25 protein-coding genes and 1 pseudogene are annotated in these 26,999 nt (G+C 61.5%); 20 read left to right on the top strand and 6 right to left on the bottom strand.

From position 1 onward, the window contains the following. Positions 1-2: 2 nt before the first annotated feature. The gene (locus CRX69_RS01340; RefSeq protein WP_173407570.1) at positions 3-2,447 is read left to right on the top strand and encodes a penicillin-binding protein 1A; all 2,445 of its coding nucleotides are present in this window, start codon (positions 3-5) and stop codon (positions 2,445-2,447) included. A gap of 256 nt (positions 2,448-2,703) precedes the next feature. Here CRX69_RS01340 and CRX69_RS01335 read toward each other — a convergent pair whose 3' ends face one another. From CRX69_RS01335 to rpmE, 3 genes are all read right to left on the bottom strand, one after another. Continuing rightward, positions 2,704-3,972: a malic enzyme-like NAD(P)-binding protein gene (locus tag CRX69_RS01335; protein WP_047225970.1), complete on the bottom strand. Its 1,269-nt coding sequence runs from the start codon at positions 3,970-3,972 to the stop codon at positions 2,704-2,706. Positions 3,973-4,153: 181 nt separating this feature from the next. After that, positions 4,154-4,939 carry a thermonuclease family protein gene (locus CRX69_RS01330; protein ID WP_076382998.1) on the bottom strand — a complete coding sequence of 262 codons (786 nt, stop codon included), beginning with the start codon at positions 4,937-4,939 and terminating at the stop codon, positions 4,154-4,156. Positions 4,940-4,980: 41 nt separating this feature from the next. Then, positions 4,981-5,202 (bottom strand): 50S ribosomal protein L31, encoded by a 222-nt coding sequence (gene rpmE, locus CRX69_RS01325; RefSeq protein ID WP_047225972.1) that lies wholly within the window; start codon positions 5,200-5,202, stop codon positions 4,981-4,983. 292 nt (positions 5,203-5,494) lie between these two features. Between rpmE and CRX69_RS01320 the strand changes: the two genes are divergently transcribed. From CRX69_RS01320 to CRX69_RS01265, 10 genes are all read left to right on the top strand, one after another. Continuing rightward, positions 5,495-7,714 carry a primosomal protein N' gene (locus CRX69_RS01320; RefSeq protein WP_047225973.1) on the top strand — a complete coding sequence of 740 codons (2,220 nt, stop codon included), beginning with the start codon at positions 5,495-5,497 and terminating at the stop codon, positions 7,712-7,714. Between the two features lie 196 nt (positions 7,715-7,910). After that, positions 7,911-9,647 carry an arginine--tRNA ligase gene (gene argS, locus CRX69_RS01315; protein ID WP_107321407.1) on the top strand — a complete coding sequence of 579 codons (1,737 nt, stop codon included), beginning with the start codon at positions 7,911-7,913 and terminating at the stop codon, positions 9,645-9,647. Position 9,648: 1 nt separating this feature from the next. Continuing rightward, a complete protein-coding gene (locus CRX69_RS01310) occupies positions 9,649-10,344 on the top strand; it encodes an SPOR domain-containing protein (RefSeq protein WP_047225975.1) in 696 nt (231 codons plus the stop codon). A 281-nt stretch (positions 10,345-10,625) separates the two neighbouring features. After that, positions 10,626-11,156, top strand: a complete 531-nt coding sequence (gene hslV, locus CRX69_RS01305) for an ATP-dependent protease subunit HslV (protein WP_003186641.1) — start codon at positions 10,626-10,628, stop codon at positions 11,154-11,156. Between the two features lie 49 nt (positions 11,157-11,205). After that, a complete protein-coding gene (hslU, locus tag CRX69_RS01300; protein WP_047225976.1) occupies positions 11,206-12,543 on the top strand; it encodes an ATP-dependent protease ATPase subunit HslU in 1,338 nt (445 codons plus the stop codon). Positions 12,544-12,712: 169 nt separating this feature from the next. Continuing rightward, positions 12,713-13,090 carry a gamma-butyrobetaine hydroxylase family protein gene (locus CRX69_RS01290; RefSeq protein WP_047225977.1) on the top strand — a complete coding sequence of 126 codons (378 nt, stop codon included), beginning with the start codon at positions 12,713-12,715 and terminating at the stop codon, positions 13,088-13,090. A 275-nt stretch (positions 13,091-13,365) separates the two neighbouring features. Further along, positions 13,366-15,045: a class II poly(R)-hydroxyalkanoic acid synthase gene (phaC, locus tag CRX69_RS01285; RefSeq protein WP_047225978.1), complete on the top strand. Its 1,680-nt coding sequence runs from the start codon at positions 13,366-13,368 to the stop codon at positions 15,043-15,045. A 258-nt stretch (positions 15,046-15,303) separates the two neighbouring features. Beyond that, positions 15,304-16,161, top strand: coding sequence for a poly(3-hydroxyalkanoate) depolymerase (gene phaZ / locus CRX69_RS01275; RefSeq protein ID WP_047225979.1), 858 nt, complete (start codon positions 15,304-15,306; stop codon positions 16,159-16,161). A 112-nt stretch (positions 16,162-16,273) separates the two neighbouring features. Then, positions 16,274-17,956 (top strand): class II poly(R)-hydroxyalkanoic acid synthase, encoded by a 1,683-nt coding sequence (gene phaC, locus CRX69_RS01270; protein WP_107321406.1) that lies wholly within the window; start codon positions 16,274-16,276, stop codon positions 17,954-17,956. Positions 17,957-18,016: 60 nt separating this feature from the next. Beyond that, positions 18,017-18,637 carry a TetR/AcrR family transcriptional regulator gene (locus tag CRX69_RS01265; RefSeq protein WP_047225981.1) on the top strand — a complete coding sequence of 207 codons (621 nt, stop codon included), beginning with the start codon at positions 18,017-18,019 and terminating at the stop codon, positions 18,635-18,637. A 245-nt stretch (positions 18,638-18,882) separates the two neighbouring features. Here CRX69_RS01265 and CRX69_RS01260 read toward each other — a convergent pair whose 3' ends face one another. The 3 genes from CRX69_RS01260 to CRX69_RS01250 all read right to left on the bottom strand — a co-directional run bounded on the left by CRX69_RS01260 (position 18,883) and on the right by CRX69_RS01250 (position 20,716). Beyond that, positions 18,883-19,755 (bottom strand): phasin family protein, encoded by an 873-nt coding sequence (locus tag CRX69_RS01260; protein WP_107321405.1) that lies wholly within the window; start codon positions 19,753-19,755, stop codon positions 18,883-18,885. Between the two features lie 10 nt (positions 19,756-19,765). Further along, positions 19,766-20,188, bottom strand: coding sequence for a phasin family protein (locus CRX69_RS01255; protein WP_047225983.1), 423 nt, complete (start codon positions 20,186-20,188; stop codon positions 19,766-19,768). 252 nt (positions 20,189-20,440) lie between these two features. Further along, on the bottom strand, positions 20,441-20,716 hold the full coding sequence (locus CRX69_RS01250; protein ID WP_076383012.1) for a polyhydroxyalkanoic acid system family protein: 276 nt from the start codon (positions 20,714-20,716) through the stop codon (positions 20,441-20,443). A 155-nt stretch (positions 20,717-20,871) separates the two neighbouring features. Between CRX69_RS01250 and ubiE the strand changes: the two genes are divergently transcribed. From ubiE to CRX69_RS01205, 9 genes and pseudogenes are all read left to right on the top strand, one after another. Beyond that, positions 20,872-21,642 carry a bifunctional demethylmenaquinone methyltransferase/2-methoxy-6-polyprenyl-1,4-benzoquinol methylase UbiE gene (gene ubiE, locus CRX69_RS01245; RefSeq protein ID WP_047225985.1) on the top strand — a complete coding sequence of 257 codons (771 nt, stop codon included), beginning with the start codon at positions 20,872-20,874 and terminating at the stop codon, positions 21,640-21,642. Next, positions 21,642-22,266 (top strand): annotated as a pseudogene (locus CRX69_RS01240) (ubiquinone biosynthesis accessory factor UbiJ). The gene ubiE and the pseudogene CRX69_RS01240 overlap by 1 nt, the downstream one beginning before the upstream one ends. Beyond that, a complete protein-coding gene (ubiB, locus tag CRX69_RS01235; protein WP_107321403.1) occupies positions 22,263-23,867 on the top strand; it encodes a ubiquinone biosynthesis regulatory protein kinase UbiB in 1,605 nt (534 codons plus the stop codon). Before CRX69_RS01240 ends, ubiB begins: the two are co-directional and overlap by 4 nt. Before the next feature lie 81 nt (positions 23,868-23,948). Further along, the gene (gene hisI, locus CRX69_RS01230) at positions 23,949-24,347 is read left to right on the top strand and encodes a phosphoribosyl-AMP cyclohydrolase (RefSeq protein ID WP_003196931.1); all 399 of its coding nucleotides are present in this window, start codon (positions 23,949-23,951) and stop codon (positions 24,345-24,347) included. After that, on the top strand, positions 24,340-24,672 hold the full coding sequence (locus CRX69_RS01225; RefSeq protein WP_003186671.1) for a phosphoribosyl-ATP diphosphatase: 333 nt from the start codon (positions 24,340-24,342) through the stop codon (positions 24,670-24,672). Before hisI ends, CRX69_RS01225 begins: the two co-directional genes overlap by 8 nt. 24 nt (positions 24,673-24,696) lie before the next feature. Then, positions 24,697-24,984, top strand: coding sequence for a twin-arginine translocase TatA/TatE family subunit (locus CRX69_RS01220; protein WP_047225988.1), 288 nt, complete (start codon positions 24,697-24,699; stop codon positions 24,982-24,984). A gap of 10 nt (positions 24,985-24,994) precedes the next feature. After that, positions 24,995-25,414 carry a Sec-independent protein translocase protein TatB gene (gene tatB, locus CRX69_RS01215; protein WP_047225989.1) on the top strand — a complete coding sequence of 140 codons (420 nt, stop codon included), beginning with the start codon at positions 24,995-24,997 and terminating at the stop codon, positions 25,412-25,414. Beyond that, positions 25,411-26,205: a twin-arginine translocase subunit TatC gene (gene tatC / locus CRX69_RS01210; protein WP_076383016.1), complete on the top strand. Its 795-nt coding sequence runs from the start codon at positions 25,411-25,413 to the stop codon at positions 26,203-26,205. The genes tatB and tatC overlap by 4 nt, the downstream gene beginning before the upstream one ends. Then, positions 26,202-26,909 carry a 16S rRNA (uracil(1498)-N(3))-methyltransferase gene (locus CRX69_RS01205; RefSeq protein ID WP_047225991.1) on the top strand — a complete coding sequence of 236 codons (708 nt, stop codon included), beginning with the start codon at positions 26,202-26,204 and terminating at the stop codon, positions 26,907-26,909. The genes tatC and CRX69_RS01205 overlap by 4 nt, the downstream gene beginning before the upstream one ends. Positions 26,910-26,999 lie beyond the last annotated feature (90 nt).

Here is a 26,999-nt window from a genome sequence, read left to right as displayed (position 1 = left end):
TGATTCGTCTGCTGAAATTTTTCGGATGGTCCATCCTCGCCGTTTTCTGCGGACTGCTCCTGGGTCTGAGCGGTGCGTTTCTTTACCTTAGTCCGGGATTGCCGTCCGTGGAGGCGCTGAGAAGTATTCAGTTGCAGATTCCATTGCGGGTGTACAGCAGCGACGACAAGTTGATCGCAGAGTTTGGCGAAATGCGCCGCACGCCGATCCGTTTCGCCGACATTCCCCCCAATTTCATCAATGCGTTACTAAGTGCTGAAGACGACAACTTCGCCAATCACTACGGCGTCGATCCGGGCAGCCTGATGCGGGCGGCTAGCCAGCTGATCAAAAGCGGCCATATCCAGTCCGGTGGCAGTACCATCACCATGCAGGTGGCGAAAAACTTCTTCCTGACCAGTGAGCGCAGCTTCTCGCGCAAGACCACCGAGATCCTCCTGGCCCTGCAAATCGAGCGACAGCTGACCAAGGACGAGATCCTGGAGCTGTACGTCAACAAGATCTACCTGGGCAACCGCGCCTACGGTATCGAGGCGGCGGCGCAGGTGTATTACGGCAAGTCGATTCGTGATGTGAGCCTGGCGCAAATGGCGATGATCGCCGGCCTGCCCAAGGCACCGTCGCGCTTCAATCCACTGGCCAACCCGGCGCGCAGCAAGGAACGTCGCGACTGGATCCTGGGGCGCATGTACAAGCTGGGCAAGATCAGCGAGGCCGAATACACCGCAGCGATCAATGAGCCTCTGAACGCCAGCTACCACGTGCCGACCCCCGAGGTGAACGCGCCGTACATCGCCGAAATGGCCCGTGCCGAGATGGTTGGGCGTTATGGCAGCGACGCCTACACCGAGGGTTTCCGCGTGGTCACCACGGTGCCGAGCAATCTGCAGGAGATGGCCAACACCGCGCTGCACGAGGGCCTGATCACCTACGATCAGCGCCACGGCTACCGCGGGCCTGAATCGCGCCTGCCAGGCAAGACCAAAGAAGCCTGGGCCGAGGAATTGACCAAGCAGCGCACCATCAGCAGCCTGGAACCGGCGATCGTCACCCAGGTGGACAAGGACGGCATCATGGTGCTGACCCGCAATGGCGAGCTGGAAGAGCACGTGAGCTGGGAGACCATGAAATGGGCCCGCCCATTCCTCAACACCAACAGCATGGGTGCCAACCCCCGCCAACCGTCGGACGTCGCCCAGGTGGGTGATCTGATCCGGGTACAGCGCCAGCCGGACAACACCCTCAAGTTCAGCCAGATCCCGGCCGCCCAAGGCGCCCTGGTGTCGCTTGACCCGCAGGACGGCGCCATCCGGTCGCTGGTCGGTGGCTTCGCCTTCGAGCAGAGCAATTACAATCGCGCGATGCAGGCCAAGCGCCAGCCGGGTTCAAGCTTCAAACCGTTCGTGTACAGCGCCGCCCTGGATAACGGCTACACCGCCGCCAGCCTGGTGAACGACGCACCGATCGTGTTTGTCGACGAATACCTGGACAAGGTCTGGCGCCCGAAGAACGACACCAATACCTTCCTGGGTCCGATCCGCATGCGCGAAGCGCTGTACAAGTCGCGTAACCTGGTATCGATCCGTTTGCTGCAGGCGCTGGGTGTGGACCGTACCATCGACTACATCAGCAAGTTCGGCTTCAACAAGCAGGACTTGCCGCGCAACCTGTCCCTGGCCCTGGGCACCGCAACCCTGACCCCGATGGAAATCGCCACGGGCTGGAGCACGTTCGCCAATGGCGGATACAAAGTCACCCCGTACCTCATCGACAAGATCGAAAGCCGCAACGGCGACACGTTGTTCCTCGCCAACCCACCACGGGTGCCTTCAGGCGAACAGGCCAGCGACGGCGTCGCCGCACCGGCCAGCGAGACGTTCACGGTAGAGGCAACACCAGGTGAAGCCACGACAGCGCCAGCCGTACCGCAAGCGCCGGTCATCGCCGAGCGCATCATCGATGGCCGCACCACCTACATTCTCAACAGTATGCTGCAGGACGTGATCAAGCTCGGCACCGGCCGCCGCGCCCTGGCCCTGGGCCGTACCGACCTGGCCGGCAAGACCGGCACCACGAACGAATCCAAGGACGCCTGGTTCTCGGGCTACAACGGCGATTACGTCACCACCGTCTGGACCGGGTTCGACCAGCCTGAAAGCCTCGGTCGGCGCGAATACGGCGGCACCGTGGCGCTGCCGATCTGGATGAGTTACATGGGCGCTGCCCTCAAGGACAAACCGCCACACACCCAACCGGAACCCGAAGGCATCCTCAGCCTGCGGGTTGACCCGGTCAGCGGCCGAGCAGCCACCCCAGGCACTCCGGGAGCGTACTTCGAGCTGTTCAAGAGCGAAGACACCCCACCGTCAGTCAACGAGCTGGGCAACGGCGTAGCGCCAGGCAGCCCGCTACCGGCGGATGAGGCGGCGCCGATCGATTTGTTCTGATCGGGCCTCTCGCAAAAGCCCCGCCTTCGAAAGAAGCGCGGGGCTTTTTTCAGGCCCTCAAATTACACACTCCCCTGTAGGAGCTGAGCTTGCTCGCGATGGCGGCAGGTCAGCTTGCATCCATGCTGAATACCAGACTGCAATCGCGAGCAAGCTCGGCTCCCACAGGATTTGCGGTGGTCACACAAAATCGGCAGGTACAAAAAAGCCCCGACTCAAAGAAGAGCCGGGGCTTTTTATTGAACGCTACAACGGCTTAACCGTTGAACACGTCATCCACGCTCTTGAGCGGGTAGTTCTTCGGATACGGCAGGGTAGCTACGCCGGTCTCGATCGCGGCCTTGGCCACGGCGTCGGAGATCAGGGTGATCAGGCGGGCATCCATTGGCTTGGGAATGATGTACTCACGACCAAATTCCAGCTTGATGCCGCCGTAGGCATCGCACACTTCCTGAGGCACTGGCAGCTTGGCCAGTTCGCGCAGGGCGTTGGCGGCCGCGACTTTCATTTCTTCGTTGATGCGCTTGGCGCGAACGTCCAGGGCACCACGGAAAATGAACGGGAAGCCCAGTACGTTGTTGACCTGGTTCGGGTAGTCCGAACGGCCGGTGGCCATGATCACGTCGCTGCGGGTAGCGTGAGCCAGTTCCGGGGAGATTTCCGGATCCGGGTTCGAGCAGGCGAACACGATCGGGTTCGGCGCCATGCGCAGCAGGTTTTCCGGGCTCAGCAGGTTCGGACCCGACAGGCCAACGAATACGTCGGCACCGTCCAGCGCGTCGGCCAGGGAGCGCTTGTCAGTGGCGTGGGCAAACACGGCCTTGTACTGGTTCAGGTCGTCACGGCCGGAATGGATCACGCCGGTACGGTCAACCATGAAAATGTTTTCGATCTTGGCGCCCATGCTCACCAGCAACTTCATGCAGGAGATGGCCGCAGCGCCGGCACCCAGGCAGACGATCTTGGCTTGTGGCAGGGTTTTGCCAGCGATTTCCAGGGCATTGATCATGCCGGCCGCGGTCACGATCGCGGTGCCGTGCTGGTCATCGTGGAACACTGGAATGTCGCACTGCTCGATCAGGGCACGTTCGATCTCAAAGCACTCAGGCGCCTTGATGTCTTCCAGGTTGATGCCACCGAAGGTGATGGAGATACGCTTGACAGTGTCGATGAAAGCTTGCGGGCTTTCGGAGTCGACTTCGATGTCGAACACGTCAATACCGGCGAAACGCTTGAACAAAACGCCCTTGCCTTCCATGACCGGCTTGGAGGCCAATGGGCCGAGGTTACCCAGGCCGAGAATCGCGGTGCCGTCGGAAATGACTGCCACCAGGTTGCCCTTGCCGGTGTATTTGTAGGCCAGCTCAGGGTCGCGAGCGATTTCGCGTACTGGTTCGGCTACGCCGGGGCTGTAGGCCAGCGACAGATCGCGGGCAGTAGCGGTGGCCTTGGTGAGCTCGACACTCAGCTTCCCTGGACGAGGATTAGCGTGATATTCGAGAGCGGCAGTTTTCAGATCAGACATGTGGGCATTCCGCTTTTTACTGTGTTGGACAGACGGACCGCCGAGGATACGCGCCTCGCAAAGTCCCTACAAGACTGACCAGTCACCCCTGTCAAGCGCGCCCCCCTACGACTTTGGGCCAAGAGCCGCAGAACACAAGGCCTACATGCATACAATCAGAAGCATAAATGTCTACAATTTTTTATCGAGACGCGCGACTCAACATCCCTGAATCGGTCAACGGCAGTAACCAGCGCGCCTGCCCCGGCTCAAGCCCGCCGCGACGCGAACGGTCGACCACCCAGCCACGCGCTTCGATCCGCTTGCCTTTGAGTCGCTCGAGCGACGCCATATCGAAGCGACTCACCAGATTGGGGGCAACGCGCAATACAACCGGCCCCTCCAACTGGAGCCAAATACCGCCGCGATTGCGCGAGACGTCGATCACGCGGCCAGTGAGCACGGCAAAGCCTGGTGCCTTGATATTGTACGCCTCAAGCACAGGCGAACGCTTCCACACCCCGACGCCCGCTTCCCGCGCCTGGCGTTCGGCAGCGCGCTGACAATGCGCCAGATCGACATTCGGCGCGACCACCACGTGAAATCCCAAGCCCTCGGCGAGCAACTGCGCTTCCAGGTTCTGACCGTCGGCGCTGTAGACATGGGCCAGCGTGCGACCGTAGCGATCCTTGTCTTCCTTGCCGGGCAGCAACCCCACGCGTCCCGCACTGGCGCCCACCAATGCCTCAAGGCGCCGGCGTGCAGCGACGGCGAACGGCTCATCGGAACGCCCTCGACGCCCCAGTTCAGGACTGTTGAGACCGATCATGCGCACGCTGCGGCCATCAGCCAGGCGCAGGGTATCGCCGTCCACCACCTTCTGGACCATCACATGGGCCAGGCCAGGTGGCGCCGGGCAGAAGGCCTGCGCGCTGCTCAGCCAAATCGCGGACACAAAAAAGGCGCCCACAAGGGACGCCTTCTTCATCAGTCTGGAGCAGCCGAAACGACCATCCAAAATGATTAGCCTCAGGCTTTTTTGGTAGCGCCAAAAGCACCGAAACGATCGGCGAACTTCTGAACGCGGCCGCCGGTATCCAGAGTCTTTTGCTTACCGGTGTAGAACGGGTGGCATTCGTTGCAAACGTCGATCGACAGGGCTTTGCCGTAGGTCGAACGAGTTTCGAACTTATTGCCGCAGCTGCAGGTCACGGCAATTTCTGGGTATTCCGGATGGATATCGGTTTTCATGGGGTTTTCCTCAGGCTAGCGTGCCGCCACCCAACACTATTGTTGAATACCGCACGTAATTAGGCCGCGGATTCTACCAGACAACATCAATCACGCAAGCTATGACTTGTACCAACCGTCTGCTAGGCTCCCCGCCTCATGCGCAAGCTCTTCTGTGGGAGCGAGCCTGCTCGCGATGGCGGTGGATCAGCCGCATGGGTATTGGTTGACACTCCGCCATCGCGAGCAGGCTCGCTCCCACAAGGGTTGTGCCAAGCCTTCTGAATTTGTCTGTATATCGAGACCCTCCCGCGTGCCCGACGCCATCCTGCGCCTCGCCCTGCCTTCGCCTCTGCGCCGCCTGTTCGACTACCGGGCCCCGGCCGGGGTCCTGCGTGAGCAGTTGCATCCGGGCATGCGCCTGCGGGTGCCGTTCGGCCGACGGGAGATGATCGGGATTCTGGTCGAGGTCGCCGACCACAGCGAAGTCCCAGCCGACAAACTGAAGCCGGCCCTGGCCTTGCTCGATGCGACGCCGCCGCTGCCCGCCTCGCTGTTCAAGCTGTGCCTGTGGACCTCCCAGTACTATCAACACAGCCTCGGCGACACCCTGAGCTGGGCGCTGCCGGTACTGTTGCGCCAGGGCGAACCGGCCGAGGCACGCCAGGAGCGGTTCTGGTCGGTAGCACCGGGCGCCTCGCTGGACGACCCGCGCATCGCCCGCGCCCCGCGTCAGCGTGAGGCCCTGGCGACCCTGGCCCAGCATCCCCACGGCGTGGCCCATCAGCTATTGAGCAAACTGATGCTCAGCAAGGACAGCCTCGACCTGCTGCTGGCCAAGGACCTGGTCCAGGTAGACATCCGCCGGCACGCTCCGGGTGTTCGCCATGAGCATTGGCTGGCCCAGCCGGAACTGCCGCTCAATGCTGAACAGCGGGCCGCCTGCGAGGCGATTCGCGCCGGTTTCGACAGCTATCACGCCTTCTTGCTGGCCGGCGTCACCGGCAGCGGCAAGACCGAGGTCTATCTGCAACTGATCCGCCAGACCCTGGAAGCCGGCAAGCAGGCCCTGGTACTGATTCCGGAAATCAACCTTGGGCCACAGACCCTGGCGCGCTTCGAACAACGCTTCAACGCGCGGATCGCCCTGGTGCATTCGGCGGTCAACGACCGAGAACGCCTGGAAGCCTGGCTCGCCGCCCGGGACGGTGAGGCCGACATCATCATCGGCACCCGCTCGGCCCTGTTCACACCGATGAAAAACCCCGGCCTGATCATCATCGACGAAGAACATGACGGCTCTTATAAGCAGCAGGAAGGCCTGCGCTACCACGCCCGCGATCTGGCCCTGGTGCGGGCGCGCCAGGAAAACATTCCCATTGTTCTCGGTTCAGCCACGCCGTCCCTGGAAAGCCTGCACAATGCCTACACCGGACGTTACGGGCTCCTGCGCCTGAACGAACGGGCCGGCGGCGCCAAGCAGCCACGGTTTCTGCGCCTGGATGTAAAGAGTCGTCCGCTGGACAGCGGCATTTCCGGGCCGATGCAACAAGCCATCGGCCAGACCCTGGCCGCCGGGCAACAGGTCTTGGTGTTCCTCAACCGCCGGGGTTTCGCCCCGACCCTGCTGTGCCATGACTGCGGCTGGATGTCGGGCTGCGAACGCTGCGACGCACGCATGACCGTGCACCAACGCCACGGCGAGCTGCGCTGCCATCATTGCGGCCACGCCGAACGAGTGCCGAGGCACTGCCCGCAGTGCGGCAAAGTGGACCTGCGCCCGGTGGGGGCCGGCACCGAACGCGCTGAAGAACGGCTGGGCATCCTGTTTCCCGATTACCCGGTACTGCGGGTCGATCGCGACAGCACTTCGCGCAAGGACGCCATGAATCAGTTGTTCGCTACCATTCAGAAAGGCCAGCCGTGCATCCTGGTGGGCACGCAGATGCTCGCCAAGGGGCATCACTTTCCTCGGGTCACGCTGGTGTCGATCCTTGATGCCGACGGCGGACTGTTCTCCGGCGACTTCCGTGCCAGCGAGCGCATGGCGCAGTTGATCGTTCAGGTCGCAGGCCGGGCCGGACGGGCCGAGGAGCCGGGCAAGGTAATTATCCAGACCCACCTGGCCGACCATCCGCTGCTGATACAACTGACCGAACAAGGCTACTTCGCCTTCGCCGAGCAGGCCTTGAGCGAGCGTCGCGGCGCCGGCCTGCCGCCGTTTGCTCACCTGGCATTGTTGCGGGCCGAAGCCCATAAGCCCGGGCAGGCCGAAGCGTTCCTTGACGAAGCCTGCAGCGAGGCCGAACGCTTGCTGGGGCAACAGAACCTCACCGGCATCGAACTATTGGGCCCGGTACCGGCTCCGATGGAACGACGGGCCGGGCGTTACAGGGCTCAACTTCTACTACAGGCCAATGCCCGGGCCCCTTTGCATCGGCTATTAAGTACCTGGCTGCTGGCGCTGGAGCAGATGCCCAGCGGGCGGGCGGTGCGCTGGTCGCTGGATGTGGATCCGGTGGATTTGTATTGATCCAGACATCCTCATCGCGAGCAGGCTCGCTCCCACATTGGAATGCAATTTCCTGCTCGCGATGAGGCCCGAATAGCCACCACACATCCCCACCCGACCCGCTACAGTTGGCAAGCTTGCCTTCGCCACGGATAATGCCCAGTTTTTCCACCAGCGCATCGAAGCGCCGCCGCGCCTGCGGTTGAAAGAGAAGACCATGAAAGACACCATTCGCCAGCTCATCCAGCAAGCCATCGCCCAACTCGTCGCTGAAGGTGTGCTGCCAGAAGGCCTGTCGCCGGCGATTCAGGTCGAAAACACCCGTGACAAGACCCACGGCGATTTCGCCAGCAACATCGCGATGATGCTCGCCAAACCGGCCGGCATGAAACCGCGGGACCTGGCCGAAAAGATCATCGCCGCGCTGCCGGCTGACGAAAACGTCAGCAAGGCTGACATTGCCGGCCCAGGCTTCATCAATTTCTTCCAGAACACCCAGGCCCTGGCCTCACGCCTGGACGCGGCCCTGGCCGACGAACGCATCGGCGTGCGCAAGGCCGGTCCGCTGCAACGCACCGTGGTCGACCTTTCGGCCCCCAACCTCGCCAAGGAAATGCATGTCGGCCATCTGCGCTCGACCATCATTGGTGACGGCGTGGCCCGGGTACTGGAGTTTCTCGGCGACACGGTGATCCGCCAGAACCACGTCGGCGACTGGGGCACCCAGTTCGGCATGCTGATGGCCTACCTGCAGGAAAACCCGATCACCAGCGATGAGCTGTCGGACCTGGAGAACTTCTACCGCGCCGCCAAGCAACGCTTCGACGAGTCGCCCGAATTTGCTGACCGCGCCCGTGGCCTGGTGGTCAAGCTGCAGGCCGGCGATGCCGAGTGCCTGGCGCTGTGGACCAAGTTCAAGGACATCTCCCTGTCCCACTGCCAGAAAATCTACGAACTGCTGAACGTCAAATTGACCATGGCTGACGTGATGGGCGAAAGCGCCTACAACGACGACCTGATCAACGTGGTCAACGACCTCAAGGCCAAGGGCATGCTGGTGGAAAGCAACGGCGCCCAGTGCGTATTCCTCGAGCAGTTCAAGACCGCTGACGGTGAGCCGCTGCCGGTGATCATCGTCAAGGCTGACGGCGGCTACCTCTACGCCACCACCGACCTGGCGGCCGTGCGCTACCGCAACAACGTGCTCAAGGCCGATCGAGTGCTGTATTTCGTCGACCAGCGCCAGGCCCTGCACTTCCAGCAAGTGTTCGAAGTCGCACGCCAGGCCGGTTTCGTGAGCCATCCGATGGAGATGGAACACATGGGCTTCGGCACCATGAACGGCGCCGACGGTCGTCCGTTCAAGACCCGCGACGGTGGCACGGTCAAGCTCATCGACCTGCTGAGCGAAGCCCAGGACCGCGCCTACACCCTGGTCAAGGGCAAGAACCCGGACCTGGCCGAAGACGAACTGCGCCAGATCGCCAAGGTCGTGGGCATCGACGCGGTGAAATACGCCGACCTGTCCAAGCACCGCACCAGCGACTACAGCTTCAACTTCGACTTGATGCTCAATTTCGAGGGCAACACCGCGCCGTACCTGCTGTACGCCTACACCCGCGTGGCCGGTGTGTTCCGCAAGCTCGGCAAGAACTTCGATGAGGTCGACGGCCGGATTGTGCTTCAAGCCCCTCACGAACAGGAGCTGGCAGCCAGACTGGCGCAGTTCGGCGAAGTGCTGAACAACGTCGCAGACAAAGGCACCCCACACACCCTGTGCGCGTACCTGTACGATGTGGCCGGTCTGTTCTCCAGCTTCTACGAGAACTGCCCGATCCTCAACGCCGAAACGCCAGAGCAAATGCAGAGTCGCCTGCGCCTCGCCGCACTGACCGGGCGCACCCTCAAGCAAGGCCTGGAACTGCTGGGCCTGGAAACGCTGGAGCGCATGTAAGTTGGCCGCCAAGAAAAAACCTGCACCCAAACGCGGCGCCAGTCGTTACCAGCCCCCAGCCAAACAGCCGATTCCCGGCTGGTTGTGGATGGCTATCGGCCTGACCGTCGGCGCTTTCATTGTGTTTCTGATGAAGCTGGAGCCGGGCCAGGGCGATGACGTCAAGCGCGTGCGCCAAGAGCAACAGAAAGCCACGCGCATCGCCGAGGCCAACAAGACCCCGCCGAGCCCGACGCAACCGGTCAAGCCCAAGTACGACTTCTACACCCTGCTGCCGGAATCGGAAGTCATCGTGCCGCCCGATGCCGTGCCGGAGAAAACCCTGCCGACGCCACAGGTGCCCACCACGCCGGTAACTCCGGCCGAAGCGGCGAAGATCGACACCGCTCGCGCTCAGGCAGCCCTGGCCGGCATCACGCCGCCGCCGGCTCCGCCCGTGCAGAAAGCCGCTCCGGTGACGAAGTTCTTCCTGCAGGCCGGCTCGTTCCGCAAGGAAGCCGACGCCGACAAGGTACGCGCGCAGATCATTCTGCTGGGCCAGTCCGTGGCGGTGGAGTCCGGCACGGTGAAGGAAGAAACCTGGTATCGGGTGCTGGTCGGTCCGTTCAGCAACCGCGAAGAACTGACAAAAGCCCAAAAACAATTGGCCGGCAGCGGTTTCAGCAACCTGTTGTTACAACAGCGCCAGAGCCGCTGAAGCAGGTGAACGCAGCCCTGTGGCGAGGGGATTTATCCCCGCTGGGCTGCGCAGCAGCCCCTAAAGGCTTGATGCGATAGACCTGCCATACCGCGTCGCAGATCTTAGGGGCGCTGCGCGCCCCAGCGGGGATAAATCCCCTCGCCACAGGGGCCGTGATCAGCCCTCAAAGCAAAACAAGCCACTCGTCCCCTCTCCCACCCCACAGTTGAAAAAACCCACGCCACCCCCATATGAGTTCCATCCGGGCATTTTCGCCCCGCTGCGTGGAGACTCTTCCCTTGACCACCATCGTTTCAGTCCGCCGTCATGGCAAAGTCGTCATGGGCGGCGACGGCCAGGTTTCACTAGGCAACACCGTGATGAAAGGCAATGCGAAGAAAGTCCGCCGCCTGTACCACGGCCAGGTCATCGCCGGCTTCGCCGGGGCCACCGCCGATGCTTTCACCCTGTTCGAGCGTTTCGAAGGCCAGCTTGAGAAACATCAGGGCCACCTGGTGCGTGCCGCCGTGGAACTGGCCAAGGAATGGCGTACCGACCGCTCCCTGAGCCGCCTCGAAGCCATGCTCGCGGTCGCCAACAAGGACGCCTCGCTGATCATTACCGGTAACGGTGACGTCGTTGAACCCGAGGATGGCCTGATCGCCATGGGTTCCGGCGGCGCCTACGCCCAGGCCGCAGCCAGCGCCCTGTTGAAAAAGACCGATCTGTCGGCCCGCGAAATCGTCGAGACTGCCTTGGGCATCGCCGGCGACATCTGCGTCTTCACCAACCACACCCAGACCATTGAGGAGCAGGATCTCGCGGAATAAGCCTGGCCCTGTGCCACGGCTCATTCCTGCTTGAGGACCGCCAAATACTATGTCCATGACTCCCCGCGAAATCGTCCACGAACTCAACCGCCACATCATCGGCCAGGACGATGCCAAGCGCGCCGTCGCCATCGCCCTGCGTAACCGCTGGCGTCGGATGCAGCTGCCTGAAGAGCTGCGCGTCGAAGTGACCCCCAAGAACATCCTGATGATCGGCCCGACCGGTGTCGGTAAAACCGAAATCGCCCGTCGCCTGGCCAAACTGGCCAACGCGCCGTTCATCAAGGTCGAAGCCACCAAGTTCACCGAAGTCGGTTATGTCGGTCGCGACGTCGAGTCGATCATCCGCGACCTGGCCGATGCCGCCATCAAGTTGCTGCGCGAACAGGAAATCACCAAGGTCCGTCACCGCGCCGAAGATGCCGCCGAAGAGCGCATCCTCGACGCGCTGCTGCCGCCAGCGCGCATGGGCTTCAACGCCGAATCCGCTGCGACCCAGGACTCCAACACCCGCCAGCTGTTCCGCAAGCGCCTGCGCGAAGGCCAGCTCGACGACAAGGAAATCGAGATCGAAGTGGCCGAAATGGCCGGCGTCGACATCTCCGCGCCGCCCGGCATGGAGGAAATGACCAATCAATTGCAAAGCCTGTTCGCCAACATGGGCAAGGGCAAGCGCAAGAACCGCAAGCTCAAGGTCAAGGAAGCGCTGAAACTGGTTCGCGATGAAGAAGCCAGCCGCCTGGTCAACGAAGAAGAGTTGAAGGCCAAGGCCCTGGAGGCCGTCGAGCAGCACGGCATTGTGTTCATCGACGAAATCGACAAGGTCGCCAAGCGCGGCAATGTCGGCGGCGCCGACGTGTCCCGCGAAGGCGTGCAACGCGACCTGCTGCCGCTGATCGAAGGCTGCACGGTCAACACCAAGCTGGGTATGGTCAAGACCGACCACATCCTGTTCATCGCCTCCGGTGCGTTCCACCTGAGCAAGCCCAGCGACCTGGTGCCCGAGCTGCAAGGTCGCCTGCCGATCCGCGTCGAGCTCAAGGCCCTGACGCCGGAAGACTTCGAACGCATCCTGAGCGAACCCCACGCGTCCCTGACCGAACAGTATTGCGCCCTGCTCAAGACCGAAGGCCTGAACATCGAGTTCGCGCCGGAAGGCATCAAGCGCCTGGCGCAGATCGCCTGGCAGGTCAACGAGAAGACCGAGAACATCGGTGCCCGGCGCCTGCACACCCTGCTCGAACGCCTGCTCGAGGAAGTCTCGTTCAGTGCCGGCGACCTGGCCAGCGCCCATAACGAAGCGCCGATCCTCATCGATGCCGAGTACGTCAACAGCCACCTGGGTGAACTGGCAGAGAACGAAGACCTGTCGCGGTATATCCTGTAAGTCACCGACAGGTTTCCTCGGACCTGTGGGAGCGAGCTTGCTCGCGATGGCGGCGTATCATTCAACCAATGCGTTGACTGTCAAACCGCTATCGCGAGCAAGCTCGCTCCCACATGGACCTTTGTCGTTTTTGCAGATCAAGGCTCCCTTCAGAAACGGATCAGAGGCCATGACCAAACTCCCCAGCGCCATCAACCTGCACAAAGCCTCCAAGACCCTGACGCTCAAATACGCGCCGGACGAGGAGTATCACCTGCCCGCCGAATTCCTGCGGGTGCACTCGCCTTCCGCCGAGGTCCAGGGCCACGGCAAACCGATCCTGCAATACGGAAAAATCGGCGTCGGCCTGACCAAGGTCGAACCGGCCGGCCAGTACGCACTGAAATTGACCTTCGACGACGGTCACGACAGCGGACTGTTCACCTGGGACTACCTGTACCAGTTGGCGGTACGCCAGGAGGACCTGTGGAACGATTATCTTGCCGAACTCAAGGCGGCCGGAAAAACCCGCGACCCGAACGAGTCGGTCGTCAAGCTGATGCTCTAACTCAAGGGCTGGCGCTTTAGGGCGAATTTTCTAGACTCATCTGCTTGAATGCCCCCGCGGCAACGTCAATGACTGGCCTGCTTGCGAAAAAAATTAAACTCGGGTAACCAATGGAGCTGGCAAGTTCCCTGCAAAGGAATCGGCGAATTCCTTGCACATGTTTCCTCATTGCCTCGATGCGGAATTAACGGTCACACGAGCAGCGTACCTGGCATTGGCTATGGGCTTTCTGGCATGGCCCAGGTACTCGTCTGAAGGACAATGGAGCGTCGTAGATGAGCAACAAGAACAACGATGACCTGAAGTACCAAGCCTCGGAAAATACCCTGGGGTTGAATCCTGTCGTCGGCTTGCGCAGAAAAGATCTGCTGGCCTCTGCCCGAATGGTGCTGACCCAGGCCATCAAACAACCGCTGCACAGCGTCAAGCACGTCGCCCATTTCGGCGTCGAACTCAAGAACGTCCTGTTCGGCAGATCCGAGCTGCAACCTGCGGGCGATGACCGTCGCTTCAACGACCCGGCCTGGAGCCAGAACCCGCTCTACAAACGCTATCTGCAAACCTACCTGGCGTGGCGCAAGGAGCTGCACGCCTGGATCGACGAGAGCAACCTTTCGCCCCAGGACATCAGCCGCGGGCACTTCGTGATCAACCTGATGACCGAGGCCATGGCCCCGACCAATTCGGCAGCCAACCCGGCGGCGGTCAAACGCTTTTTCGAAACCGGCGGCAAGAGCCTGCTGGACGGCCTTTCGCACCTGGCCAAGGACCTGGTGCACAACGGCGGGATGCCGAGCCAGGTCGACATGGGCGCATTCGAAGTCGGCAAGAGCCTGGGCGTGACGGAAGGCGCCGTGGTGTTTCGCAACGACGTGCTGGAGTTGATCCAGTACCGCCCCATCACCGAACAGGTCCACGAGCGCCCACTGCTGGTGGTGCCGCCGCAGATCAACAAGTTCTACGTCTTCGACCTGAGCCCGGACAAGAGCCTGGCGCGCTTCTGCCTGCGCAGCAATGTGCAGACGTTCATTGTCAGCTGGCGCAACCCCACCAAGGAGCAGCGCGAGTGGGGCCTGTCGACCTACATCGAGGCACTCAAGGAAGCGGTGGACGTGGTCACGGCCATCACCGGCAGCAAGGATGTGAACATGCTCGGAGCCTGCTCGGGCGGCATCACTTGCACCGCGCTGCTGGGGCATTACGCCGCTCTGGGCGAGAAGAAGGTCAACGCCCTGACCCTGCTGGTGAGCGTGCTCGACACCACCCTGGACACCGACGTGGCGCTGTTCGTCGACGAGCAGACCCTGGAGGCGGCCAAGCGTCACTCCTATCAAGCCGGCGTGCTTGAAGGTCGCGACATGGCCAAGGTCTTCGCCTGGATGCGTCCCAACGATCTGATCTGGAACTACTGGGTCAACAACTATCTGCTGGGCAACGAGCCGCCGGTGTTCGACATTCTGTTCTGGAACAACGACACCACCCGGCTGCCGGCGGCATTCCATGGCGACCTCATCGAGATGTTCAAGAACAACCCGCTGATCCGGCCCAATGCACTGGAAGTGTGCGGCACACCGATCGACCTCAAGCAGGTCACCGCCGACATCTTCTCCCTGGCCGGCACCAACGACCACATCACCCCTTGGAAGTCCTGCTACAAATCCGCACAGCTGTTTGGCGGCAAGGTGGAATTCGTGCTGTCGAGCAGCGGTCACATCCAAAGCATCCTCAACCCACCAGGTAACCCCAAGTCGCGCTACATGACCAGCGAGGACATGCCGGCCAAGGCCGAGGACTGGCAGGAGAACTCCACCAAGCACACCGATTCCTGGTGGCTGCATTGGCAGGCCTGGCAGGCAGAACGCTCGGGCAAACTGAAAAAGGCACCCACGGTGCTGGGCAACAAGACTTATCCGGCGGGAGAAGCGGCGCCGGGCACGTATGTGCATGAGCGGTAACTGGTGCAACTCGTCTGTTGCAGCCGTGAGGTTACTCACGAAAGCATGTCAACAGCCGACATTAATGCAAGGCCCACGCCGCTGGTGAACGCAAACTTGCGTTAACAGCAGATCCAATGTGGGAGCGAGCCCGCTCGCGATAGCGGTGCGTCAGGCAACAGTGATGTTGAATGCAACGGCCTTATCGCGAGCAGGCTCGCTCCCACAGGGATCGGGGGAAAAATGAAAGACAGCGACCCAACCCACAGGGCTTGAAGCATGCCGCAACCGTACATCTTCCGTACCGTCGATCTGGATGGCCAGACCTTGCGCACCGCGGTACGCCCCGGCAAGCCTCATTTGACGCCCCTGCTGATTTTCAACGGCATCGGCGCCAACCTTGAGCTGGTGTTCCCGTTCATCCAGGCCCTGGACCCGGACCTGGAAGTCATCGCCTTTGACGTTCCCGGCGTCGGCGGCTCGTCGACGCCCAGCCGGCCGTATCGCTTTCCCGGCCTGGCAAAACTCACCGCGCGGATGCTCGATTACCTCGATTACGGACAGGTCAACGTGATCGGCGTGTCCTGGGGCGGCGCCCTGGCCCAGCAATTTGCCCATGACTACCCTGAGCGCTGCAAAAAGCTGGTGCTGGCGGCCACCGCCGCTGGCGCAGTGATGGTGCCGGGCAAACCGAAAGTGCTGTGGATGATGGCCAGCCCCCGGCGCTACGTGCAACCGTCCCACGTTATGCGTATCGCCCCACTGATCTACGGCGGCTCGTTCCGCCGCGACCCCAGCCTGGCGGCCAGTCATGCGGCCAAGGTGCGTTCGGCCGGCAAGCTGGGTTATTACTGGCAACTGTTCGCCGGCCTGGGCTGGACCAGCATCCACTGGCTGCACAAGATCCACCAGCCGACCCTGGTGCTCGCCGGCGACGACGATCCACTGATCCCGTTGATCAACATGCGCATGCTGGCCTGGCGCATCCCCAACGCCCAGCTGCACATCATCGACGACGGCCATCTGTTCCTGATTACCCGGGCCGAGGCTGTGGCGCCGATCATCATGAAGTTTCTGGAGGAAGAACGTCAGCGCGCGGTCATGCACCCGCATCCCGCGCCGCTGGGTGGCGGCTGACACCGCCCAAAAGCGCCTGGCAGGACGCCGGATCGCGCAACTACCCGGAACAGCGACTATGTTGTCTGGTTCGGTGTGTTTGTTTTTAGCCTGATGACGAAGGAGTTGACTCATGCGCGACAAACCGGCGAAGGGTTCCATGCCCGCCCCTGCCAACTTCATCAACGCACAAAGTGCGGTCACCGGCCTGCGGGGCCGGGACCTGCTTTCCACCCTGCGCAGTGTTGCCGTACACGGCTTGCGCAACCCAGTGCACAGCGCCCGGCATGCGTTGAAGTTGGGCAGCCAGTTGGGCCGCGTGCTGCTAGGGGAAACCCTGCACCCCACCAACCCCAACGACAAGCGTTTCGCCGATCCCACCTGGGAGCTCAATCCGTTCTATCGTCGCAGCCTGCAGGCCTACCTGAGCTGGCAGAAACAGATGAAGAGCTGGATCGACGAATGCGACATGAGCCCCGATGACCGTGCCCGGGCTCACTTCGCTTTCGCCCTGCTCAACGATGCCGTATCGCCTTCCAATACCTTGCTCAACCCGCTGGCGGTCAAGGAGCTGTTCAATTCCGGCGGTACCAGCCTGATTCGTGGCATCAGCCACTTGGTGGACGACCTGCTGCACAATGACGGGCTGCCGCGGCAAGTCACACCTCATGCCTTCGAAGTCGGCAAGACCCTGGCGACTACACCGGGGGCGGTGGTGTTTCGCAACGAAATGCTCGAGCTGATCCAGTACAAGTCCATGAGCGAAAAGCAATACGCCAAGCCGTTGCTGATCGTGCCGCCGCAGATCAACAAGTTCTACATCTTCGACCTGAGCCCTTCCAACAGCTTCGTCCAGTACGCCCTGAAAAACGGTTTGCAGGTGTTCATCATCAGTTGGCGCAACCCCGATGTACGTCATCGCGAATGGGGCCTGTCCAGCTATGTCGAGGCAACGGAAGAAGCCATGAATGTCTGCCGGGCGATCACCGGCGCTCGTGAGGTCAACCTGATGGGCGCCTGCGCGGGCGGCATGACCATCGCCGCCCTGCAAGGCCATCTGCAAGCCAAGCGCCAACTGCGCCGGGTCGCCAGCGCCACTTACCTGGTGAGCCTGCTGGACAGCCAGATGGAGAGCCCCGCCACGCTGTTCACTGACGAGCAGACCCTGGAAGCCGCCAAGCGCCGCTCCTATCAGAAAGGCATCCTCGATGGCCGCGACATGGCCCGGGTGTTTGCCTGGATGCGCCCCAATGACCTGATCTGGACTTATTTCATCAACAACTACCTGCTGGGCAAGGAGCCGCCGGCGTTCGACATCCTCTACTGGAACAACGACTGCACCCGACTGCCGGCGGCCTACCATGGCGACCTGCTGGACTTCTTCAAGCACAATCCCTTGACCCACCCCGGCGGCCTGGAAGTGTGCGGCACACCGATCGACCTGCAAAAAGTGACGGTGGACAGCTTCAGCGTGGCGGGCATCAATGACCACATCACGCCATGGGACGCGGTCTATCGCTCAACGCTGTTGCTCGGTGGCGAGCGGCGCTTCGTGCTGTCCAACAGCGGTCACGTCCAAAGCATTCTCAACCCGCCGGGCAACCCCAAGGCCAACTACGTCGAAAACCCGAAACTGAGCAGCGACCCGCGGGCCTGGTATTACGACGCCAAGCACATCGAGGGCAGTTGGTGGACCCAGTGGCTGGGTTGGGTCCAGGAACGCTCCGGCGCCCAACGCGAAACACAGATGACCCTGGGCAACGCGAACTACCCGCCCCTGGAAGCGGCGCCGGGAACCTATGTGCGCGTGCGCTAAGGGCTCACTCCACGGCCAGACACTGGGCCGTGGCACGATTTCCATCACTAAGAAGACCGGATGAAAACCCGCGACCGCATTCTTGAATGCGCCCTGCAGTTGTTCAATGAGAAGGGCGAACCGAACGTTTCCACCATGGAAGTCGCCAACGAAATAGGCATCAGCCCAGGCAATCTCTATTACCACTTTCATGGCAAGGAGCCCCTGATCCTCGGGTTGTTCGAGCGCTTCCAGGGCGAACTGGCACCGCTGCTGGACCCACCGGCAGATGTACAACTGGCGCCGGAAGATTATTGGCTGTTCCTGCACCTGATCGTCGAACGGCTGGCTCAATACCGGTTTCTGTTCCAGGACCTGTCGAACCTGGCCGGACGCCTGCCAAAACTGGCCAAGGGCATCCGCCAGTTGCTCAACGCCCTGAAACGCACCCTGGCCTCGCTGCTGGCGCAACTCAAGGCCCAGGGGATGCTGGTCAGCGATACCCAGGCATTGGGGCAACTGGTGGAACAGATCACCATGACCTTACTGTTCTCGCTGGACTATCAGCGAATCCTCGACCGCGAGGGTGAAGTTCGACTGGTGGTCTATCAGGTCATGATGCTGGTAGCGCCGCATCTGCCGCCGGCGGCAAAGGTTGCCACCGAGCAACTGGCGTTGCGGTACCTGGAAGAGCACGACTAACGACCAGCAGAGGAAGATCCCTTGTGGGAGCGAGCCTGCTCGCGATGGCGGACGCACATCCAACATCAATGTGGCTGACACACCGCTATCGCGAGCAGGCTCGCTCCCACAATGTTTTCTGGGTGATTTCAGTATTTGCATCACCGCCCCCCTGTAGGAGCAAGCCCACTTCTGCGGTGCATCAAATGAATACGCATAAAAAAACCCGACCTTCACAGGCCGGGCGTTTTTGTTTGCCCTGGATATCAGGACTGGGTGGTAGGCGTCGATGGAGCCGGCGCAGCGGTCGGGGTAACCGCCGGAGTCGGAGCCGAAGCGGAGTTCGCGGGGCTCGTCGGGGCGGCCGGTTTGGCGGCAGCAGTCGGCGCCTTCGGTGCGGCAGCTTTTGGCGCAGCCGGTTTTTTCACCGCAGGCTTTTTCGCCGCGGCGGGTTTGGCCGCCGCTTTTGCCGCAGGCTTGGCAGCAGGTTTGGCGGCCGCGGTTTTGGCAGCCGGCTTGGCCGCTGCTTTGGTCGCGGGTTTGGCTGCTACCGGCTTGGCCGCTGCCTTGGCGGCAGGTTTGGCGGCTGCGGTTTTCGCCGCCGGCTTGGCCGCTGCTTTTGCCGCAGGCTTAGCGACGGCTTTCGCCGCGGCCTTGACCAATGGCTTGGCTGCCGTCTTGGTGGCAGGTTTGGCTGCCGCAGTCTTGGCCGCCACTGGCGCGACCTTGGCGCCGGTGAGTTTTTCGATCTGCTTGGTCAGGGTGTCGACCTTGCTGTGCAGCGCCTTGACTTCATTGCGGCTCGGCACGCCCAGCCGAGAGATCGCGCTGTTCAGGCGCTTGTCGAAAGCCCCTTCCAGTTCGTCCCATTTGCCCATCGCCCGATCTTTTACGCCGCCGATTCGCGACTTGGCGGACTCGGCAGAGCCCTTGGCAGCATCGACTTGTTTGCCGACCGCCGTCTTGGTGAGTTTTTCGGCCTTCTCGCCGTCCTTAACCAGGGACTCGAAGAGTTTGCTGCCGTCAGTGTCAATCTTCGAGTACACGCCTAAACCAGCAAGCCAGATTTTGCGGGAGTATTTTTCAATCTTCCCGGCCCACGAGCTGCCTTCTTTTTCGGTGATTTTTTTGCCAGCCATCCCGTTCTCCTTAATGTTTACGCGCGACACGTTCAAGCAATGCCGTCAGCTCATCGAGCTTAGCAGAGAGTGTCTCAACGTCATGTTTAGACGGAATGCCGATACGATTCAAGGCACTTGCAACACGGGCGTCGAATACCTTCTCGACTTTATCGAGTTGTACTTCAACCCGGGCCTTGAACGTGTTGACGTCAGTCTTGGCTTCAATCAGTTCGCTGTTAGCCGCTTCGAGTTTTCCGGCAATGTTCTTTTTGCCTTTGGTTTCAATAACTTCACCGGCTTTTACCAACTCCTGGAAGTACTCGCTGCCTTCCTGGCCGACCTTGGTGTAGGCGCCCAGGCCCGCCAGCCAGATCTTGCGCGCGTACGTTTTCACGTCGCTGAGCGTGGAAGATTCAACGTCGGTTTTTTTCTTCAAAATAACTTTGGCCATGGTGCACCTCACTCGATAACAGGTTTGAGGAACTGCCCGTACACGGTCGGGCTCAGGCACAAAGTAGTGACAATAATTAGAAACGGCACCCTAACTACTGCCACAGAATCCGAGGTGATGACTTCCCCTGTGGGAGCGAGCCTGCTCGCGATGGCGATAGACCGGCAACATTGATGTTGAATGACACGCCGCTATCGCGAGCAGGCTCGCTCCCACAGGTGAATGAGTGATGAACTTGAGTCATCTCTTCAATCAAGCCAATGCTTTATCCAACGCCTTTTCAATTTCCGTCTTGATCGTGCCGCTCATGGCCGACATCAACATGCCCAGTTCGACATCGACGCGGATCGAGTCCTCGCCCACATGCACCTCGCCTTTGACCCCGGAGCGCTTGAGCTTCAGCGTGTCGCCCGACCACTGCGGCTCCAGGCCATAGCTGTCGGACAGTTTCTGCGCCAACTGGTCGGCTTTCGCGCGGGCCGCTTCCTTGCCCAGGCCGTGGGCACGCTCAACTGTTATACGGGCCATCTGATGACTCCTGTTTTATCGGGACTTGCCTGCACGTTTCTGACCCTGGCTGCGTCAAAACGTCCCGGCGGTCGCTCATCTTACCTTCAGGCTTGCCAAGACAAAGCCCTCTACCGGGATTAGAATGTCCCGCATTCTTTTTTGGTGACAGCGATATGACTGATCAGCGCAAAGGCAGCGATGCCGAACCCACCACTCACTTCGGCTTCAAGAACGTGCCGGAAAGCCAAAAGGCGGAAAAAGTCGCTGAGGTTTTCCACTCGGTAGCCGCCAAATATGACTTGATGAACGATCTGCTCTCGGGTGGCATGCACCGTCTGTGGAAGCGTTTCGCGATCGAACTGTCGGGTGTGCGCAGCGGCAATCGGGTGCTGGACATCGCCGGCGGCACCGGCGACCTGACGAAGAAGTTTTCTCACATTGTCGGGCCGACCGGTCAGGTGGTGCTCGCCGACATCAACGAGTCCATGCTCAAGGTCGGTCGTGACCGCCTGCTGGACCTGGGTGTGGCCGGCAATGTCGAGTTCGTCCAGGCCGACGCCGAGAAGCTGCCCTTCCCTGACAACCATTTCGATTGCGTCACCATCGCCTTCGGCCTGCGCAACGTCACCCACAAGGAAGACGCCCTGCGCTCGATGCTACGAGTCCTCAAACCCGGCGGCCGTCTGCTGGTGCTGGAATTCTCCAAGCCGACCAACGCGCTGATGTCCAAGGCCTACGACGCCTACTCGTTCGCCTTCATGCCACTGATGGGCAAGCTGATCACCAACGACTCGGAAAGCTATCGCTACCTGGCCGAATCGATCCGCATGCACCCGGATCAGGAAACCCTGAAGTCGATGATGGTCGAGGCCGGTTTCGACCGCGTGACCTACCACAACATGACCTCGGGCATCGTGGCCCTGCACCGCGGTATCAAGCCCTGATGCTGCTCACCGGCCTGCTCGCCAGCGTCGAACTCGGCGTCAATCGCGTCCTGCGCCTGGACAGTACGGCGCTGGCGCGCCTGGCGCACTTGAGCGGCAAGGTGATTGCGGTGGATTGCCGCAGCCCCGCATTGCGGCTGTTCATCCTGCCCAGCGACGAAGGCCTGATGCTCGCCGCACACTGGGAAGCCGAGGCCCACTGCACCCTGCGCGCCCCGGCATCGAGCCTGGTGAACCTGGCCCTGAGCAAGGACAAGACCGCCGTGCTGCATGGCCCTGAGGTGGAACTGGACGGCGACAGCGGCGTGCTGCTGGAGCTGGCGGCGATTCTCCAGGACCTGGAGCTGGACTGGGAATATGAAGTATCCCGCTGGCTCGGGCCGGTGGCCACTCAGCTACTCAGTGGCCATCTGCGCAGCCGCACGCGCTGGTATCGCCAAGGCTTCGCCAGCCTGGGGCAGAATCTGAGTGAATACCTGGCCGAGGAATCGCGTACTCTCGTAGGCCAACGCGAAGCCGACGCCCGCTTTAATGAACTGGACCAGATCAAACTTGACCTGGAACGTCTCGAGGCGCGTTTCGAGCGCCTTTCCCGCTCCCTTGAAACCAAGCGATAACGCATGAAGCTGCTTGCCGTCCGCCGTTTGTTGCGCATCCAGCGCGTCGTGATCCGCTATCGCCTCGATGACCTGCTGTTCGCCCTGCCGCTGCCCTGGTTTTTGCTGGCGCTGCGCTTCGTGCTGCCGTGGCGCTGGTTTCCCCGGCGAACGCTGGACCTGAGTCGCGGCGCACGCCTGCGCCTGGCCTTGCAGGACCTGGGACCGATCTTCATCAAGTTCGGGCAGATCCTCTCGACTCGTCGCGACCTGTTGCCCGAAGATATCGCCGATGAATTGATGATGCTTCAAGACCGCGTGCCGCCGTTCGATTCAAAGGTGTCGGTGGCCCTGATCGAAGAACAACTGGGCAAGAAGATCAGCGAAGTGTTCAGCCGTTTCGACGTCGAGCCGTTGGCCTCGGCCTCCGTGGCCCAGGTTCACGCTGCGCAGCTCAAGAGCGGCGAAGAAGTGGTGGTGAAAGTTATCCGCCCGGGTCTCAAGCCGATCATTGCCCAGGACCTGGCGTGGCTGTTCATTCTCGCCCGGGCCGCCGAGCGGCTGTCGGCCGATGCGCGCCTGTTGCATCCGGTTGACGTGGTCCTGGACTACGAAAAAACCATCTACGACGAACTCGATCTGCTGCGCGAAGCCGCCAACGCCAGCCAACTGCGCCGTAACTTCGAAGGCTCGCCGCTGCTCTATGTGCCGCAAGTCTATTGGGACTGGTGCCGTCCGAAAGTGTTGGTGATGGAGCGTATCTACGGCATCCAGGTGACCGACCTGGCGACCCTGGCCGACCAGCGCACCGACATGAAACTGCTGGCCGAGCGCGGTGTGGAAATCTTCTTCACCCAGGTGTTCCGCGACAGCTTCTTCCACGCCGACATGCACCCGGGGAATATCTTTGTCAGCACCGTGCAACCGTGGAGCCCGCAATACATTGCCATCGACTGCGGCATCGTCGGCAGCCTGACTCCCGAAGACCAGGACTATCTGGCCCGCAACCTGTTCGCCTTCTTCAAGTGCGACTACCGCCGCGTCGCGCAACTGCACATCGACTCCGGCTGGGTGCCGGCCGAGACCAAACTCAACGAATTCGAAGCGGCGATCCGCACGGTATGCGAACCGATCTTCGAAAAACCGTTAAAAGATATTTCATTCGGCCAGGTGCTGATGCGCCTGTTCCAGACCGCGCGTCGCTTCAATATGGAGGTTCAGCCGCAGTTGGTACTGTTGCAGAAAACCTTGCTGAACATCGAAGGCCTTGGTCGCCAGCTATACCCGGACCTGGACCTGTGGAACACCGCCCAGCCGTTCCTCGAACGCTGGATGCGTGAGCGCGTGAGCCCCAAAACCTTGCTGGGCAACGTGCAGAGCCAGTTCGAGCAGCTCCCGCACCTGGCCAACATGACCCGCGACCTGCTCGAACGCATGTCCCAACCCCACGCCCACGATCCCGCGCCGCCGTGGAAAGAGCGCGGGGACGACTGGTTCATGCGCCTGCTCGGCGCCGCTCACCTGGGTGGCGGTGCAGTACTGGCGAGCGGGGGTCCGTTGAGTCAGCTGGGCCACTGGCCCGCCGGCATCATGGTCATCGTTGGTTTGTATCTGGTCGTTCGTCGATAGCCAGCACCGGTTCACGCTGGCACACTGTTTCAAGGCTGGGCCCGTCGACTTGAGATGCGCGGCCCATTGTCGGAGTCGAAGATGAAAAACTGGCAGGACGAGATCAAATGGGACGCTGACGGCCTGGTGCCGGCCATCGCCCAGGATCACAAGACCGGGCGCGTGCTGATGATGGCCTGGATGAACCGTGAAGCGCTGGCCCTGACCGCCGCTGAGAACCGCGCCATCTATTGGTCACGTTCGCGTGGCAAGCTGTGGCGCAAGGGTGAAGAGTCCGGGCACGTGCAGCACCTGCACGAGATGCGCCTGGACTGCGACGGCGACGTCATCATCCTGATGGTCGAGCAGGTCGGTGAGATCGCCTGCCACACCGGCCGTCAAAGCTGCTTCTATCGCGTCTTCGAGAACGGCGACTGGAAAACCGTCGACCCGGTGCTCAAGGACCCGCACGCCATTTATTCAGGACATACCCATGAGTGACACCCTGACCCGCCTGGCCCAGGTGCTGGAAGAGCGCAAAGGCGCAGCGGCCGACAGTTCCTATGTCGCCAGTCTGTACCACAAGGGTTTGAACAAGATTCTGGAAAAGGTCGGTGAAGAGTCGGTCGAGACCATCATCGCCGCCAAGGACGCTGCCATCAGCGGCGACTGCAGTGACGTGATCTACGAGACCGCCGACCTGTGGTTCCATAGCCTGGTCATGCTTGCCCAACTGGGGCAGCACCCGCAGGCTGTACTGGATGAACTGGACCGTCGTTTCGGTCTGTCCGGGCACGTCGAGAAAGCCTCGCGTCCGTCCGCCTGATCAACTTACGAGAGGAATAGCCACATGGGTATTTTTGACTGGAAACACTGGGTCGTCATTCTGGTGGTCGTGGTACTGGTGTTCGGCACCAAGAAACTCAAGAACCTGGGCACTGACGTTGGCGAGTCGATCAAGGGCTTTCGCAAGGCCATGAACGACGACGAAAAACCGGCCGACCCGGCAGCGACGCCCGCTCAACCAGCGCAGCCGAGCCAACCGGTTCACCCACAGGCCACTCAACCTGTGAATGCCCCGCACACCATCGATGTGCAGGCACAGAAAGTCGAAGAGCCGGCCCGCAAAGACTCGTGAGCACTGACTAATGTTTGGGATCAGCTTCACTGAACTGCTGCTCGTCGGCCTCGTCGCCCTGCTGGTACTGGGCCCCGAGCGGCTGCCGGGCGCTGCGCGCACCGCAGGTCTATGGATCGGGCGGCTCAAGCGCAGCTTCAATGCGATCAAACAGGAAGTTGAACGTGAAATCGGGGCCGACGACATTCGTCGGCAACTGCACAACGAACACATTCTGTCTCTGGAGCAGGAAGCGCGGAAAATCTTCACCCCGACCCAGCAGGAGCCGACACCGGTTCAGCCGGCGGTCGAGCCGACGATTGCCCCCCAGGCGCCGGTGGATGACACGCCGCCTGTAGCAGCCGCGCCCGCGAACCCCGTGGAGCCCGCCCCGACAGTGGCGGCACCAGCCGTTCCTAACGACCCTACTTTGCCGCCGCGAGCCCCATGAGCGATATTCCTGAAAACGACCAGCCGATGCCGCTGGTATCGCACCTCACCGAGTTGCGCACCCGCCTGTTGCGTTGCGTGGCGGCGATTTTCGTCATCTTCGCCGGGCTGTTTGCCTTCACCCAACAGATCTACACCTTCGTTTCCACACCGCTGCGCCAGTACCTGCCGGAAGGCGCGACGATGATCGCCACCGACGTGTCGTCACCGTTCCTGACGCCGCTCAAGCTGACGATGATGGTCTCGTTGTTCCTGGCGATCCCGGTGATCCTGCACCAGATCTGGGGCTTCATCGCGCCAGGCCTGTACAAGCATGAAAAACGCGTTGCCGTGCCGCTGCTGGTGTCCAGCATTCTGCTGTTCTACACCGGCATGGCCTTCGCCTACTTCTTCGTATTCCCGTTGATCTTCAAGTTCTTTGCCGCCGCCACTCCCGCGGGCGTGGAAATGATGACCGACATCACCAGCTACCTGGATTTCGTCATGACGCTGTTCTTCGCCTTCGGCGTGGCGTTCGAAATCCCGGTAGCCGTGGTACTGCTGGTGTGGATCGGCGTGGTCGACGTTGCGTACCTGAAGAAAATTCGTCCGTACGTGATCATCGGCTGCTTCGTGGTCGGCATGATCCTGACCCCGCCGGACATCTTCTCCCAGACCCTGCTCGCCGTGCCGATGTGGCTGCTGTTCGAGATCGGCATCCTGTTCGGCGGTCTGGTGCGCAAGCGCCGGGAAGAAGCAGACGATCAGCCGGTCGACGACCATAACGACCAGCCGCCAGCGACCCAAGCGTGAACCTGCTGCTGCTTGAAGAGGCCGACTTCATCGGGCCTGACCGCGTCGTGCTGAGCGATCGCCGCTTGACCCACATGCAGCAAGTGCACCGTAGCGCCGTCGGTGACAGCCTGCGGGTCGGGCGTATCGGCGGGTTGATGGGCACGGCCCAGGTGCTGCGCCTGGAAGCCCATGAAGCCGAACTGCAAGTGACACTCGACCAACCTGCGCCGGTCAAGCTGCCACTGACACTGGTGCTGGCCCTGCCTCGACCGAAAATGCTCCGGCGAGTGCTCCAGACCATCGCCAGCATGGGCGTGCCGCGCGTGGTACTGGTCAACAGTTACCGCGTGGAAAAGAGCTTCTGGCAGACCCCGTTCCTGGAGCCCGAGGCCATTCGCGAACAACTGATCCTTGGCCTGGAGCAGGCGCGCGACAGCGTGCTGCCGGAGATCATCATCGAAAAGCGCTTCAAGCCCTTCGTTGAAGACCGCCTGCCGGCCATGGCGAACGGCACCTGCGGTCTGGTCGGCCATCCGGGGAACTACCCCCCCTGCCCTCGCGCGCTGGACGAACCCGTGACCCTGGCCATCGGCCCCGAAGGCGGCTGGATTCCTTACGAAATCGACCTGCTGGCCAAGGCCGGACTGCAACCGGTACAACTGGGCGAACGCATCCTGCGCGTCGAAACCGCCGTTACCGCGCTGCTCGCACGGTTGTTCTGACCCCCTGCCGCTTGCCCGTTTTTTGTGGCGAGCGCCAGGATTCTCAGTTCATTTCTACAGATCCCTCCCGCCCCGCCGATACAGCTCCCA

The organism is Pseudomonas rhizophila, from assembly GCF_003033885.1.
GTDB lineage: Bacteria > Pseudomonadota > Gammaproteobacteria > Pseudomonadales > Pseudomonadaceae > Aquipseudomonas > Aquipseudomonas rhizophila.
Note: the sequence above shows the minus strand (reverse complement) of the source record. Positions and strands in the feature narration are given on the sequence as shown.